This is a genomic window from Acinetobacter sp. P1(2025), assembly GCF_051390655.1.
In the GTDB taxonomy this organism is placed as follows: domain Bacteria; phylum Pseudomonadota; class Gammaproteobacteria; order Pseudomonadales; family Moraxellaceae; genus Acinetobacter; species Acinetobacter junii.
In genome coordinates this window covers 25,100-39,429 of sequence record NZ_JBPKBJ010000006.1, presented here as the reverse complement: position 1 = coordinate 39,429, position 14,330 = coordinate 25,100, and the positions used below count along the sequence as shown (strand labels likewise).

Here is a 14,330-nt window from a genome sequence, read left to right as displayed (position 1 = left end):
AAATGCAGATGAAACAGCTTAAATTATTGACTCTAGGACTATCGATGATGTTTGTGGCGGGTTGCCAAACCACATCACAACTACGACCTGTTGTAGAAGATGCTCAGGTACAAACCATGAGTCAACCTTTTGCTGCGATCAAAAAACAACAGAAACGTCCTGTCATTGCGCTGGTATTAGGAAGTGGTGGTGCGAGAGGATATGCTCATATCGGAGTGATCGAAGTGCTTGAACAGCAAGGCATCCGACCTGATTTGATCGTAGGTACAAGCGCAGGCAGTATCGTGGGTTCAATATATGCCAGTGGTAAAAGCGCAGCTGAATTAAGAGATATTGCACTCAAACTCAAAGCCAATGATGTACGTGATGTAAATGTGAGCCTCAAAGGTTTCTTTGATGGTAAAAAAGTTGAAGACTATGTCAATCAACAAGTGCTTAACACGCCACTACAAAAGTTAAAAATTCCAATGTATGTGGTTGCAACTGAACTCAAAAATGGGACGAAAACCGTATTTAACTATGGCAATACAGGTCAAGCTGTGCGTGCATCGACTTCTATTCCAAGTATGTTTGTACCGACTAAGATTCGTAATGTCGAGTATGTTGATGGTGGGCTAGTGAGTCCTGTCCCAGTTGAAGTAGCACGGGAACTAGGTGCGGATATTGTGATTGCTGTAGATATTTTGGCGCAGCCAATTCATACCGAAACCAACAATGTATGGGGCTTGTTCAATCAAAATATTAATATCATGCAAGGGCGATTAGCCGAAGAAGAATTGAAAGATGCGGATGTCGTGATTCAACCTGATCTACGTGAAAAGGCACATATCTTTGATGTGAAAGGACGTGAAATGACTATGCAAGCTGGGATTGATGCAGCACAGGCTAAACTTGCGGATATTCAATCGACAATTCAAAGTAAGCAAAATTCAGCCACTCAAGCGCAGCAAGATTTTGCATTGAAAATAAATTCTGTAGCACCTTAATTTGCTATTTTGCTGCCAGTAAATCAATACAAGATAAGGCTTGGTTTGCTGGCAGATGTTTTCTAATAAAACAATTTGTAAATCCTCTACAAAAAGCTATGAAAAAATCAAGAAAACAGGTAAATAACTACAATTCATTAAACTTTTTATTAAACAAATTTAAGTTTTGCATTATAGGATGATGCATCGACGTCATCAGTAACACCACAAGGATTGTTAAACACGATGTTTAAATCATTTTTTCCTAACCCACGCCTTTTTTTTATATCGGTGATTGTATGGTTAGCGCTCAACATGCTGCTTTGGTACACAGGTGGGCATGGATGGGGAGAGTACTTGGGTTTTCCGAAAGGTTATGCTGAAGCTGAATTACCGATTGGCGTGAGTCGTTTTTGGTCCGCAGCCTTTATTTGGTTCTATATTTGGTTTTTAGTATCAACAGCATTATTCGCTGCCTTTTGGCGATTTTTATCTGATAATAAATGGCAAAAGTGGTCGATTTGGGGATCGGCATTCATTCTGTTTAATATCTGGTTTGGTGTTCAGGTGAGTGTTGCGATTAACGCATGGTATGGTCCATTCTGGGACATGATCCAAAAAATGCTCAGCGATGGTGGTGGTGACATCAATGATCTTTACAAAGGCACTTTGACCTTTCTTTATATCGCGATGGTGGCAGTCACATTTGCAGTCATTAATGCATTTTTTACCAGTCACTACGTATTCCGTTGGCGCACAGCAATGAATGAATACTACACTGCCAACTGGGATAAGCTGCGACATGTAGAAGGTGCTTCACAGCGTATACAAGAAGATACCATGCGCTTTGCGACCATCATGGAAGACTTAGGGGTGGAGTTAATTAAGTCAGTGATGGTACTGATTGCCTTCTTACCTTTGTTGTTCCAAATCTCGCAGAAAGTTCCAGTCTTACCGATCGTGGGGGAAATTGAACATTCTTTGGTGTGGGCGGCTGTTGTATGGGCGATTGCTGGTACAGTTATTCTAATGTTAGTCGGGCAGAAACTTCCTGGTTTGCAATTCAATAATCAGAAGGTTGAAGCTGCTTATCGTAAAGAGTTAGTCTATGGTGAAGACCATGAGAATCGTGCTGATCCTGTTACGTTAAAAGAGTTATTTAGTAAGGTACGAGTCAATTACTTTAGACTTTACTTTCATTATGCCTACTTTAACTTAGTGGCAATTTGGTACAAGCAACTCGATATTTTATATAGCCTTGTCGTATTATTCCCTGCAATCGCATCTGGAAAAATGACGCTTGGTTTGATTAACCAAATCAGTAATATTTTTGATAAAGTCCGTGAATCATTCCAATACCTGATCAGTTCATGGAAAACGATTATTGAACTATTATCGATTCATAAGCGTCTAAAAGCTTTTGAATCAATTCTTGATAAAGACTAGATACTACAAAGAAAAAACCTGCTTCGTGCAGGTTTTTTTATCGCTTAAAGTAGACAAATTCCTAATCCAGCACCTAATGCCATGACCCACAAAGGATGAACTTTTTTAAACATCCCAAGAATTGCAGTCAAGATCACAATTAAGATCAGTAAGGCATTTTGTGCAGAGGCATCTGCAATTAGCCATGCACTGACTAAGACTAAACCGACTGTAATTGGCTTTAAGGCTTTTTCAAATCTTGCTCGTAAAGGATGGTCCTTAAAGCGTTGCCAAAATTTAAGCACATACACTGTGATAATAGATGATGGACCAAACTTCGCTAAGGATGTAACCAATAGACCCGCTGGACCAGCGACATGCCAACCAACTAGCGGCACGATCATCATATTGGGGCCGGGTGCAGCCTGTGCCATTGCAAAAAGCGAACTAAATTGTTCCGCAGTCATCCATTGATGTACGGTTACAACTTGATGCTGCATTTCAGGAAGGATGGCATTACCACCACCAAAAGCTAGTACAGAGAGTTGTGTAAAGACGATCACTAATGTCCATAAGATCATGATTTTTTCACTCCAAGTACCAACAAATTAATCGCAACTAAGATAAATAAAGTCAGTGCCAAAGGAAGTTTGATTAGCAGCATAAATACCAAGGTCAATGCAATCGTCAAAACGGTGAGATAGCTTTTTAAAATGGGGCGTAACATTTTAAATCCTGTGACAAACAATAAGCCTGCGGCAGCTGCCGCTAGTCCTTGGATCATGTGTTGTACTGCAGTTAAATATTGGAAATGCTCATAGACTTGGTAAATGATCAAGACAATCGCTGTTGGCGCTGAAATTAAGCCTAGTACAGAACTGATAGCACCTTTAATACCTTGGAATTCCATGCCTATCGCAACTGACATATTGATAATATTACCGCCAGGAAGTAACTGACATACGCCAAGTAAATCTGTAAATTTTCCTTCATCTATCCATTTTTTATCTTCAACAATAATGCGATGGGCTAAGGGTAATACCCCACCGAATCCCATTAATCCTAACTGCATAAATCCCGTAAATAATGCCTTGCAATCAGGCGCTTCTGATACTGGTTCACGCTCCATTGATATTGCTTCGGCTTTCATCGGGACACCTCCTCATCTCTTTTACTCATGATAGGATGGTTGAATAGTGGTATATTTACAAATGCTATTTTTTACATCATCTATACTTTTAAGGTATGTTTAATGGATATTCATAAGCTTCAAGCATTCGTTGCTGTGGTTGAAGAAAGTAATATTTCAAAAGCTGCTGTTCGTCTGCATATGCAACAACCACCATTAACTCGTTTAATCAAAAGTTTAGAAGAAGAACTCAATACCGCTTTATTAAAACGTTTACCTCGTGGTGTAGAAGTTACAGAAGCAGGAAAGGTCTTATATCAAGAAGCGATTACAATTTTGGCACATGCCCAGTCAATTCCTAAAAGAGTCAGAAATATTGCACAGGGTCTCGAAGGTCAGATTAATATTGGCTTTACCAATTCAGCAGGATTACATTCATTTTTACCTGCGTTGTTACGCCAGTTTCGTGAAGAGTTTCCTACTGTGGCCATTCATTTAGAAGAAGACAGCAGTAGTGCATTAACAGATGCGGTGATTATTGAAAAACTAGATATTGTATTTCTACGGAAGCCAGCGCCCATTCATAAAGATGTGCAAAGTCTCCATGTGTTAGATGAACCGCTGATCGTGGCTTTACCAAGCAATCATCCATTGGTAGAAAAAAACGGTACGATTCGCTTACTTGATTTGGAACCATATGAATTTGTACTTTACCGCCGTTTAGCAGGGCAAGACTTATTCGATAATATTTTGGCAAATTGCTATCAGGCAGGTTTTAGTCCGAATATCATCCAAGAAGCCCCACGTTTAACTTCAAGTCTCAACTTGATCGCAGCAGGGATCGGACTCTCAATCGTACCGGCTTCGATTCAAGACTTTTGGAATAAGCAGATCATCTATCGACCTTTAGAAGCGAAAAAACCGTGTATTGCACCGATCTATGTAATTTATCGAAGGAGAGGCAACAACATTCGTATCGAACAGTTTTTACATTTACTCAAAGCGAGCCAAGTATTAGAAAATGCGTCTACTACTAATGCGTAAAGTGATAGAAGTTTAAAATTGGTCCAATCAAATGCTGTTGTGATTTACCCAAAGTGACTTTGATTTCTCTAAAATTAAAATCACCATCATCAATATATTTGGCTACGCCGTGCGTTTTATAGCTCAAGTTAGGCACTTGATAACTAAAGAAAGCAACTTGTTTAGATGGATGTACGATATTGATTAATTTGTGTCGATCTTGATAGCCACCATATTCGTATTCCAGACTTTGTTTGAGCAAATTCGGAAAATAAAGCGTGGCATAAGGCATACCGCAACCCACACAAACTGATGAATCATAAAGTTCAATCGCTTGTTTTTGGTTTAGACTCATCAGTAAAGCTGAGCCAGTTCCATTGGCTCCTGCACTTGCCTGAACATCTTGCCAATCTTTAGGAACGAGAATGACACCAAGCTCAGGTAAAGCAACCAGTTTGAGTTGTGATGCATGTTCAGCTTTCAACTTAAAATTAAAATGACAGCTTTTTGCTGTACACGATTTAAAGTCTTTTAACAGTCCATCATCGAAGGGATTAGGCGCGGTAACACCATAAAAAGGAACGCGAACATCATTGCTAAAGGAGACTTCACCCAATGCATATATTTGATTCATTGCTTGGCGTTGTTTTATCGTATTTGAAAATTGAGGAAAAATTGGTTCAAATTGACTGACTCCAGCGTGAGTTATTGGAGCAGACAACAGTAATAAAATCGTGGAAATAGAGCATAATAATTTCATTTTTAAAATTTGGTCAAATCAACATGGTTTGAATCTTCTATCTTCTGCAATAATATGATTTAAGACAAGGGTGCCGTAGCCATTTAAACGCTTTACCATACTTTATAAAAATACGAGTGATAAAAAATGAATCCGATGAAAAATATACTTTCTCTTTGCTGTTTTGTGGCGCTAAGTTCTCCTGCTTTTGCGCAGGAAATCAAAGGAATTTCATTTTCGCATCAGGATTGGGAAATATATTGTACCAATACAGGAACATGCCGAGCAGCAGGCTATTCGGATGAATATAGTCATGAGTCTATTGAGCCAGCATCACTCTTACTGACACGTAAGGCTGGAGCAAAGCAAGCCGTCAGTGCTGAATTTGCGTTAGGTAATTTGGAGCAAGAATCTCTATCTCCAGCTAAACTTAAAAATTTACGTTTTTATGTGAATGGAACAGATTTAGGGCAAGTGACTGTTGATGGTGCCGACTTCCCAATCATGGGAAAACTCACTGCCGCGCAGGTCAATGCATTGCTGCAACAAGCCAAACAAAAGACTGATATTGTATTTAAAAACACCAATGTCCAATGGCGTATCTCTGATGCAGGCATGACTGCTGCATTGTTGAAAATGGATGATTTTCAAAAGCGAGTCGGTACGGTTGGGGCACTAATTAAACAAGGCAAAGCAGATGAATCAAAAGTGTTATCTGCTCAACCCAAACTTACTGTGAAACAAGTAAAAACCTCAGATCAGCCATATTTAACTTTAGAACCAACACATAAACGTTATGCTGCCATTCACCAAAACTTAATGGCTGCTCAACCATCACCCCAAGAAGATGATTTCTGTAATGGACTTTATGATTACGATTCTGATGGATCGAAACCTCAAGCAATTCAATTCTACAAACTCACAAATCATAAAGTTTTGGCGATGACGATCTGTTGGCGTGGAGCGTATAACGAAGGATATGGTGCTTGGGTGTTAGATGAATCACTCACGGGTAAAGCAACTTTTGTGACGGAACATGCTTCGGATTTTTATGAAGGTGTAATTCAGAGTGCTCAAAAAGGTCGTGGCATCGGGGATTGTTGGTCAAGTGATGAGTGGGTATGGGATGGTCAGAAATTTGTACACACCAAAGATATGTGGACAGGCATGTGTAAAGGGCTTGCTGCGGGCGGTGTATGGGAGCTTGATAAAATCGAAGCCGTTGTAAAATAAAGTATTACATCAATAAAAATAGCCTAAGGAAATATCATGCTGAATAATAAAATTCATTTAAGTAGGCTGATTTTAACGGTTTCACTCAGTTGTTTTAGTTCTTCAATTTTGGCTGTGCCATTGCAGATATTAGAGTTTAAAAAAGGACAACTCAGTCAGGTTGAGCAGATGCAAATATGTGAGCAACTTAAAGGTGTTTGTCCACATAAAGCGCAATGGCGCATTTTGAAAACTGAGGATCAAAATCTATGGCTATTGTTAGGAAATGATATTGCGCAATTTCGTCTATCGACAACTGGACTTAAATTAACCAATCAGTGGCGTATACAATTAGCACCCTCTGAGGAAATGGAACGGACTAGCCAATATATTTTTCCTAAACTATTTCCAATGACTGAAAACCGTTATGCGATTGCTCAGATTGATACCTTTTCAGAAATGTATTCAGGTGGTGGTGCAGGGATTGAGCGTGCTAATTTTTATGAGTTAAAGGATTCAGGGCAGACACATCGCTTTATTGAAAATTATCCTTTTAGTTTTAATCGCATGATTCGTGCGTGTTTCTCTGAGCGGGATTATGAAACTTCAAAAGGTAAATGTCACGATGAAGATAGTTTGAGTCTAGATATTCGTCCGCTTAAGCCGATGTTGTGGCAATTCCGTTATCGTTATAGTTTAGATGTATCACCAGCATCAGATTCAGGTGAAAAATCATTTAAGGGTAGTCGCAATCTCAATATTGATCTAAACAAAGCACCACAGCAGCCAAATATTCCTGCACATTGGGATTATCAAGGACAAGGTTAAGTTCGGGTTTTACATTTTGCCTAATTTTTTAGGCTTTGAGCTTACGCAATTTACAGCGTCATAACATATGATTTGTATAGTGCGTGGTACAAAGAGACTGACTGCTTTTTGGAACTTTGCTCATGTCTCCTATTTATACCTCATCTCGCCCTAAATTTTCTCATTTGAGTCGTTCTGTGATCATGGCTGCGGCTGTGTTGGGGACAACGCAAGTAGCTATAGCAGGGCCAACAGTTGATCAACTTAGTGATTGTTTGGTGAAAGCCACTACAGCAGCAGATAAAACCACGGTGTTGCAATGGACGTTTACGGCTTTAGCAGCACACCCTGATTTAAAGGGTTTTAGTAGCGTTACACCTGAGCAAAAGAATCAGTTAGATCAGAAATTGGCGCAGGTGTTACAGCGTGTGATTGTTGAGCAGTGTTCGACACAGACTAAGGCTGTGATTCAGGCTGAGGGGATTCAAGCGGTTGGAGAGGCTTTTCAGCAGTTAGGTCAGAGTGCGGGTGAGGATATTGTGAAAGACCCAGCGGTCAGACAACAGTTACAAGGTACCTTACTTTATATTGATTTAAATAAATTGGTCACGACTTTTTTAACACCTGATATTTGGAATAAGTTGGGTGTGTTAAGAGGGAAGTAGTTTTAATCCTCTCCCTAGCCCTCTTCTTTAAAAAGGAGAGGAGACTTCGCGTATCAATTTAATCACATGATAAAGTCTCCCTTTTTTAAGGTGAGAAGCGAAGCTTTGCAAGTAGAGGGATTTTAAAATTTAAGCATAAAAAAAGAGGTGGAAAGTTGAATGAGTCTTAAGTCATCGAGTTTGATGAATGAAAATAATTTTTTAATTAATAAATAATCATATGCTAAGTTTATATTAGTTATAAGAAATGAGTTGGTAGATAAATGTCAGTATATATACAGCGTGATACAAGTTTTACTGAAAGTGAAAAGTTAGTAAATGAAATAGGAGCTAAATCTTTTCTGAGATTTTGGACATGGCCAAACTTATTTAGAGATCAAGAAGGTGGTAAAGAAATTTGCGATCTTATTGTTGTTTTTGGCAATGACATTTTACTAATTAGTGATAAAGAAATTGAGTTTAAGAGTGAAAAGGGTGAGCTTGTAGGATGGAAAAGATGGTACAAAGATGCCATAACAAAATCATTTAAGCAGACGAAAGGTGCTGAAAGATGGATTAAGACATATCCAGACAGACTTTTTGTTGATAAGAAGTGCACAACAAAATTTCCAATCAATATTGATCTCAGCAAGGCTAAATTTCATCATATTTTAGTTACACATGGTTTAGAAAATATACTAGAAGAAAAATTGGGCTACGGAAGCTTAAGGTTTAATAATGATATTAATTTGGGTGACACTGAACCCTATAACATAGGGAAAATTAACAATGAGCCTTTTGTTCATGTTTTTACTGAAAAAACTTTAAAGGATTGTTTGGAGCATTTTGATACTGCAAATGACTTTATAGAATACTTAAAACTAAGAGAGGTTTTTTTTCTTACAGATAAAGATGTGATTTTAAATGCTGAAGGTGATCTAATAACTTTATGGTATGAAAGTTACGATGAGAGTACACAAGACAGAAATATTTTGTCACATTCAGAAATGAGGAAGGATTCGATCAATTTAAAATATCCTCCTTTTGATAAGTTCATTGATAGACAAGATTTTAAGTTAAGAAAAGAACTAGACAAAAACAGTTATTTTTGGGATGCCTTAATTGAGTCTTTTAGTTTTCATATTTTAAATGGGACTTCTGTTGCAAATGATAATTGGACAGAAATATATGAGATTGAAGAAAAAATTAGAAATATGGCTTTTGCTAATAGATTTCAAAGAAGAATTTTAGGCGATGCATTTGTTGGAATGTATTATAGTTTTAAAAATAAAAGGGGAACAAGACAACTTCTAGTAGATGGATTAGAACAAGCGTATTTATTTTTTTGTTTACCTATCTCAAAAAATTATGGCACGTTAGAAAAGTATCGCGAAGTTAGAAAAATGATGTTAGGTGACTACGCTGTAATTTATAAGTTGAGATATCCAAATATTTCGAGTTTAGTGATGATTGGTTATGCATCTGCAAGAGATGATTCGATTTTAGATACTCGTTTTATTGAAGAGGGCAATGATTTCGGATATATCGATTTTTCAAATTGGTCTGAGGAGGATAATAATCAGGCACAATTAGTACTAGAAGAATATGAAAAGCATAACTTGGTAGGAAAAAACCAGATTACTGAAATGACAGCAGAAGAGTTTAGACCGACCTATAAGAAAACCTGCTCTTAAGCAGATTTTCTTTTTAAAAGATCAGATTACGCAATAAATTTATTCATTAATTTATATATTTAATAAAAATAATCAAATTTTCTTCAATTCTGTAAAATTGTTTAGCTTTTGAGCGCACTTTTTAAAATACCATTTTCGCCAAAGAGTTTTTCGCGGTATTCTGCTTCGAGTTGCTCAGTCTGCATATCCAATGGATCGAAATGTTGATCTCTGACATCAAGCATTTCGATAAACGTACGAGAAAAAATACCTAAACGATTCACACCACCAAATGCTAAATAAAATGCATCTTTTAGTTCTTTGGCTGAAAACTTAATATCTTTACGTTTTAAAATCTGTATCCAATAATCAAAAGTGATTGGCGCAATAAATCGAGCTACTCGAATCAAAGCAGTTTTTCGATTTCTAACCGTATTACCACCAATTGCTTTCAGCGAATCAAAAGCAACAGATTTATGTTCTAATTCTTCAAGCGCATGCCATTCCCAAAGGCTTCGACTTTCTTGGGTGGTTTTCTGTTTGATTAACGGATCAGTCAACAGCAAGCGAGCAAGAGTAGCAGTGAAATGCTCCATCACTACAGTCGCCGCTAATTGCTCAACTTTGGGAAGTTTACGAAATTTATCCAATCTTGCTTTGGTTAAGGCTTCGATTTCGACTACTTCTGGATAATTTGATTGAATCAGATGCTCATTGAGAGATTTATGTTCTCGACTATGAAAAGCTTCTTGGGCAATAAAATTACGTATATCTTCAAGCAATTTTTCATCCGTAATTTGATCACGAACATTACGTACGCTCTCGATGAAGAACATTTCGCCCGGTGGAAACATCGCAGATAAAACTACAAAAAGAGAAGTCACAATAGAATTATCTTCATAGTAAAAAGAAAACTTCTTGTTTTTGTCTAAAGGAATAATCACATTGCGACGGACGATTCGTTGTAGAGATTTTACTGATATATTCATCTTTTTTCCTTGTCATCTGTAGAAGATAATTTGAACAAAATTTAGTATGTATATAGAATCTATCAGTGAATTTATACGGAAAAAAGACGGATTTAAGGATGAGGTTTTTATAATGGTAACTATAAGAAAACCAAAACAAAGTAGGTCTAAAAATACTTATAGGTCTATAGTTGATGCAGGATTTATATCAGTAAAAAATAATGGATTGGATCACACTACCGTGTTGAAAGTTTGTGAGATTGCGGGTGTAGGTTCTGGAAGCTTTTATGAATATTTTAAAAATAAAGAAGCCTTGTTTGTAGAGATGCAACAACACTTTATCGTTGAGCTTGCTAAAGTCATTTACGAGGTCATTCCAACTATTCAGGAAATGGAAATTCCTGAAGCAATTCGATCTATTTTTTTACATATTGGAGAGTTTTTAGCAGCGGATGAGAATAAATATTTTCATTGGCTGAGCGTTTCAAGTAAATACAGTACCGAAGCCAGTCATGTAAAAGCCGTCAAGGCGATCAATACATTAGCGATTGAATATGCGGTGAAACATCCTGAGGTATTGAGAATAAAAAATCTAAAAATGATGGTTTATATTTTAATTAATTCTAGTGTCGCACTGACGATGAATTTCTTTTCATCTCAAAATATGGGTTTTACTTTTGAAGAATTAATTGATTGTCTGATTGATATTACAATGTCCTATATTGATGATGATCGTAATAAGTTAAAAATATAAAAAACCCGCTCTAAAGCGGGTTTTGTTAGAAATTAGATCAGTTTAACCAATCAATTTCTTCATCAATTCATTCACTTGTGCAGGGTTAGCTTTACCTTTAGCAGCTTTCATGACTTGACCAACAAGACCGTTAAAGGCTTTTTCTTTACCAGACTTGTACTCTTCAACCATTTTTTCATTGGCTGCAAGTACTTCTTTGATAATCGCTTCAATCGCACCTGTATCAGTTTCTTGCTTTAAGCCTTTCTCAGCAATAATGTCATCTGCAGATTTTCCTTCTGCTTCCCACATAAAACCAAATACTTGCTTCGCAATTTTGCCGTTAATTGTGTTATCCACAATACGTGCGATCATGCCACCCAATTGCTCAGCAGAAACAGGAGAGTCTGCTAAATCTAGACCTGCTTTGTTTAAAGCACCTGAGAATTCACCCATCACCCAGTTTGCTGAAACTTTACCTTGTTTCGCACCGCCAGCAGCAGCTACAACAGCCTCGTAGAAGTCTGCCATTTCGCGTGACAGCGTTAATACATGTGCATCGTATTCAGTCACGCCGAAGTCAGCAATAAAGCGCTCACGACGTGCAGCAGGCAATTCTGGCAGGGCAGCGCGTGCCGCTTCGATTTGCTCATTTGAAATGATCACTGGTAACAAGTCAGGGTCAGGGAAGTAGCGATAGTCGTTCGCTTCTTCTTTTGAACGCATTGAGCGAGTTTCCATCTTGTTCGGATCGAACAAACGAGTCTCTTGATCAATCTCGCCGCCGTATTCCAAGATTTCCATTTGACGTTCAATTTCAACATTGATCGCTTGTTCAATGAAACGGAATGAGTTGAGGTTTTTCAACTCACAGCGTGTACCGAAAGGTTGACCTGGACGACGCAATGATACGTTACAGTCAGCACGGAAAGAGCCTTCAGCCATGTTCCCGTCAGAAATACCTAACCAACGCACAAGGGTGTGAATGGCTTTGATATAAGCAACTGCTTCTTCAACCGAACGCATATCAGGTTCAGACACGATTTCAAGTAACGGTGTACCTGCACGGTTTAAGTCAATCCCTGACATCCCTTCGAATTGGTCATGGATTGATTTACCTGCATCTTCTTCAAGATGGGCACGAGTCACGCCGATGCGTTTTACAGTGCCATCCTCAAGTTGGATGTCGATATGACCTAAGCCTACGATTGGATTGTCCATTTGGCTGATTTGATAGCCTTTTGGGGAATCAGGGTAAAAGTAGTTCTTACGTGCAAATACTGATGCTTGATCGATATACGCATCGATCCCCAAGCCAAAGCGAATCGCAAGATCAACGACTTCGGCATTCAATACAGGCAATACACCCGGCATCGCCAAATCAACAAGGCTGGCTTGTGTATTTGGGTCTTGACCAAATTCAGTTGATGAACCAGAGAAGATTTTAGACTTGGTCGCCAACTGCGTGTGGATCTCAATCCCGATAACGACTTCCCAACCGTCAATTAATTTCAACTTTTGAGCTTCAGCCATTATGCATTCTCCTCAGCAATTGCCGCACGTTTGGTATGCCAGTCTGTGTTTTGTTGATATTGATGCACAATCGAAAGCAATTGTGATTCTGACCAGTAGTTACCAATCAACTGTAAACCAACAGGCAAGCTGTCTTTATCAAAACCTACAGGTGCATTGATGGCTGGTAGACCTGCCAAGTTCACAGCAAGGGTGTAGATATCGCCTAAGTACATTTCAGTTGGACTAAGGTTCGCACCGATTTTGTACGCAGTCGTTGGTGCAGATGGCGCTGCAATCACATCGACATTTTCAAATGCTTTGAGGAAGTCTTGTTGGATTAAACGACGTACTTTCTGTGCTTTCACATAGTAAGCATCGTAGTAACCTGCAGACAGAGCATAAGTACCGATCAAAATACGGCGTTGTACTTCAGCACCAAAACCTTCTGAACGTGAACGTTTGTAGAGGTCTAAAATGTCTTTTGGATTTTCACAACGGTAGCCATAACGAACACCATCGTAACGTGACAAGTTTGATGACGCTTCCGCAGGTGCGATCAAATAGTAAGTCGGTACATAGGCTTCAGTCATGTTGAGATCAATCTCAACCAAAGTCGCGCCCATTTCCTCAAGCTTTTTCAATGACTCTTCAACGCGGGCTTTAACGTCTGCATCCAAACCAGCGACATTGAAGTATTGCTTTGGAATACCGATGCGTAAACCTTTCACCGCTGTACCGTTTAGGTTAGCAACGTAGTCATCGACTTCTTTGTCTACAGAAGTTGAGTCTTTAGCATCATGACCAGCAATCACATTCATCAAGTATGCACAGTCTTCTGCTGAGCGTGCCATTGGACCACCTTGATCCAATGATGATGCATACGCAATCATACCAAAGCGAGATACACGGCCATAAGTCGGTTTTAAACCAGTTAAGCCGCAGAATGAAGCTGGTTGGCGAATAGAACCACCTGTATCAGTACCCGTCGCAATAGGCGCTAAATCTGCTGCCACAGCTGCTGCAGAACCGCCTGATGAACCACCTGGAACATGATCTAATGCCCAAGGGTTACCTGTCGCACCAAAGTACGAGCTTTCAGACGTTGAACCCATAGCGAATTCATCCATATTCACCTTACCTAAAGTCACAAGACCTGCAGCCTTAGCTTTAGCAACCACAGTTGCGTCATAAGGTGAAATGAAGTTATCGAGCATTTTTGAACCCGCAGTGGTTTTGATCCCTTGAGTACAAAAAATATCTTTATGAGCAAGTGGAATGCCTGCGAGTGCATGTGCATGACCTGCTTTCAAGGCAGCATCTGCGGCATCCGCTTCTGCTAAGGCTTGTTCTGCTGTAACCGTCACATAACTCTTTACTTTTGCGTCAATTTTGGCAATACGTTTTAAATAATGTTCAGTCAATTCACGTGACGAAAATTGGGCTTGTTTTAAGCCTTCAGAGAGTTCACGGATGGATAAGCGATGTAAATCTGTCATA

The 14,330-nt window shown here is 38.8% G+C and carries 14 protein-coding genes; 8 read left to right on the top strand and 6 right to left on the bottom strand.

Annotated elements, in window-relative coordinates:
* The first annotated feature begins 8 nt into the window (after positions 1–8).
* Both ACSC97_RS02760 and sbmA read left to right on the top strand, forming a co-directional pair.
* Entirely contained in the window at positions 9–986 is a 978-nt protein-coding gene (locus ACSC97_RS02760) for a patatin-like phospholipase family protein (RefSeq protein WP_087539813.1), read from the top strand.
* Positions 987–1,211: 225 nt separating this feature from the next.
* Positions 1,212–2,411 (top strand): peptide antibiotic transporter SbmA, encoded by a 1,200-nt coding sequence (gene sbmA / locus ACSC97_RS02755; protein ID WP_004908683.1) that lies wholly within the window; start codon positions 1,212–1,214, stop codon positions 2,409–2,411.
* Positions 2,412–2,455: 44 nt separating this feature from the next.
* Here the strand turns inward: sbmA and ACSC97_RS02750 are convergent, their stop codons facing one another.
* Both ACSC97_RS02750 and ACSC97_RS02745 read right to left on the bottom strand, forming a co-directional pair.
* Positions 2,456–2,971, bottom strand: a complete 516-nt coding sequence (locus tag ACSC97_RS02750) for a chromate transporter (RefSeq protein ID WP_112987287.1) — start codon at positions 2,969–2,971, stop codon at positions 2,456–2,458.
* Entirely contained in the window at positions 2,968–3,540 is a 573-nt protein-coding gene (locus tag ACSC97_RS02745) for a chromate transporter (protein WP_436659212.1), read from the bottom strand. The genes ACSC97_RS02750 and ACSC97_RS02745 overlap by 4 nt, the downstream gene beginning before the upstream one ends.
* Before the next feature lie 102 nt (positions 3,541–3,642).
* On the opposite strand from ACSC97_RS02745, the gene ACSC97_RS02740 reads away from it, so the two are divergent.
* Positions 3,643–4,563: a LysR family transcriptional regulator gene (locus ACSC97_RS02740; protein ID WP_436659210.1), complete on the top strand. Its 921-nt coding sequence runs from the start codon at positions 3,643–3,645 to the stop codon at positions 4,561–4,563.
* Here the strand turns inward: ACSC97_RS02740 and ACSC97_RS02735 are convergent.
* Positions 4,553–5,302, bottom strand: a complete 750-nt coding sequence (locus ACSC97_RS02735) for a DUF4850 domain-containing protein (RefSeq protein ID WP_436659208.1) — start codon at positions 5,300–5,302, stop codon at positions 4,553–4,555. The genes ACSC97_RS02740 and ACSC97_RS02735 overlap by 11 nt on opposite strands.
* Positions 5,303–5,437: 135 nt before the next feature.
* On the opposite strand from ACSC97_RS02735, the gene ACSC97_RS02730 reads away from it, so the two are divergent.
* The 4 genes from ACSC97_RS02730 to ACSC97_RS02715 all read left to right on the top strand — a co-directional run bounded on the left by ACSC97_RS02730 (position 5,438) and on the right by ACSC97_RS02715 (position 9,638).
* Positions 5,438–6,514 (top strand): DUF1176 domain-containing protein, encoded by a 1,077-nt coding sequence (locus ACSC97_RS02730; RefSeq protein WP_436659251.1) that lies wholly within the window; start codon positions 5,438–5,440, stop codon positions 6,512–6,514.
* Positions 6,515–6,550: 36 nt separating this feature from the next.
* Positions 6,551–7,321 carry a hypothetical protein gene (locus tag ACSC97_RS02725; protein WP_436659206.1) on the top strand — a complete coding sequence of 257 codons (771 nt, stop codon included), beginning with the start codon at positions 6,551–6,553 and terminating at the stop codon, positions 7,319–7,321.
* Between the two features lie 122 nt (positions 7,322–7,443).
* Positions 7,444–7,965, top strand: coding sequence for a hypothetical protein (locus ACSC97_RS02720; protein WP_436659204.1), 522 nt, complete (start codon positions 7,444–7,446; stop codon positions 7,963–7,965).
* A gap of 263 nt (positions 7,966–8,228) precedes the next feature.
* Positions 8,229–9,638, top strand: coding sequence for a hypothetical protein (locus ACSC97_RS02715; protein WP_436659202.1), 1,410 nt, complete (start codon positions 8,229–8,231; stop codon positions 9,636–9,638).
* Positions 9,639–9,739: 101 nt separating this feature from the next.
* On the opposite strand, the gene ACSC97_RS02710 is transcribed toward ACSC97_RS02715, so the two are convergent.
* Positions 9,740–10,606, bottom strand: coding sequence for a metal-dependent hydrolase (locus ACSC97_RS02710; RefSeq protein WP_436659200.1), 867 nt, complete (start codon positions 10,604–10,606; stop codon positions 9,740–9,742).
* 112 nt (positions 10,607–10,718) lie between these two features.
* Between ACSC97_RS02710 and ACSC97_RS02705 the strand changes: the two genes are divergently transcribed.
* Positions 10,719–11,339: a TetR/AcrR family transcriptional regulator gene (locus tag ACSC97_RS02705; RefSeq protein WP_436659249.1), complete on the top strand. Its 621-nt coding sequence runs from the start codon at positions 10,719–10,721 to the stop codon at positions 11,337–11,339.
* A gap of 42 nt (positions 11,340–11,381) precedes the next feature.
* On the opposite strand, the gene gatB is transcribed toward ACSC97_RS02705, so the two are convergent.
* On the bottom strand, positions 11,382–12,851 hold the full coding sequence (gene gatB, locus ACSC97_RS02700) for an Asp-tRNA(Asn)/Glu-tRNA(Gln) amidotransferase subunit GatB (RefSeq protein ID WP_099949067.1): 1,470 nt from the start codon (positions 12,849–12,851) through the stop codon (positions 11,382–11,384).
* The gene (gene gatA, locus ACSC97_RS02695) at positions 12,851–14,329 is read right to left on the bottom strand and encodes an Asp-tRNA(Asn)/Glu-tRNA(Gln) amidotransferase subunit GatA (protein WP_005402135.1); all 1,479 of its coding nucleotides are present in this window, start codon (positions 14,327–14,329) and stop codon (positions 12,851–12,853) included. The genes gatB and gatA overlap by 1 nt, the downstream gene beginning before the upstream one ends.
* Position 14,330 lies beyond the last annotated feature (1 nt).

Bases quoted from the DNA above. Each gene is read 5' to 3' on its own strand.
- ACSC97_RS02760 (WP_087539813.1), top strand. From the start codon at position 9: ATGAAACAGCTTAAATTATTGACTCTAGGACTATCGATGATGTTTGTG.
- sbmA (WP_004908683.1), top strand. From the start codon at position 1,212: ATGTTTAAATCATTTTTTCCTAACCCACGCCTTTTTTTTATATCGGTG.
- ACSC97_RS02750 (WP_112987287.1), bottom strand. From the start codon at position 2,971: ATGATCTTATGGACATTAGTGATCGTCTTTACACAACTCTCTGTACTA.
- ACSC97_RS02745 (WP_436659212.1), bottom strand. From the start codon at position 3,540: ATGAAAGCCGAAGCAATATCAATGGAGCGTGAACCAGTATCAGAAGCG.
- ACSC97_RS02740 (WP_436659210.1), top strand. From the start codon at position 3,643: ATGGATATTCATAAGCTTCAAGCATTCGTTGCTGTGGTTGAAGAAAGT.
- ACSC97_RS02735 (WP_436659208.1), bottom strand. From the start codon at position 5,302: ATGAAATTATTATGCTCTATTTCCACGATTTTATTACTGTTGTCTGCT.
- ACSC97_RS02730 (WP_436659251.1), top strand. From the start codon at position 5,438: ATGAAAAATATACTTTCTCTTTGCTGTTTTGTGGCGCTAAGTTCTCCT.
- ACSC97_RS02725 (WP_436659206.1), top strand. From the start codon at position 6,551: ATGCTGAATAATAAAATTCATTTAAGTAGGCTGATTTTAACGGTTTCA.
- ACSC97_RS02720 (WP_436659204.1), top strand. From the start codon at position 7,444: ATGTCTCCTATTTATACCTCATCTCGCCCTAAATTTTCTCATTTGAGT.
- ACSC97_RS02715 (WP_436659202.1), top strand. From the start codon at position 8,229: ATGTCAGTATATATACAGCGTGATACAAGTTTTACTGAAAGTGAAAAG.
- ACSC97_RS02710 (WP_436659200.1), bottom strand. From the start codon at position 10,606: ATGAATATATCAGTAAAATCTCTACAACGAATCGTCCGTCGCAATGTG.
- ACSC97_RS02705 (WP_436659249.1), top strand. From the start codon at position 10,719: ATGGTAACTATAAGAAAACCAAAACAAAGTAGGTCTAAAAATACTTAT.
- gatB (WP_099949067.1), bottom strand. From the start codon at position 12,851: ATGGCTGAAGCTCAAAAGTTGAAATTAATTGACGGTTGGGAAGTCGTT.
- gatA (WP_005402135.1), bottom strand. From the start codon at position 14,329: ATGACAGATTTACATCGCTTATCCATCCGTGAACTCTCTGAAGGCTTA.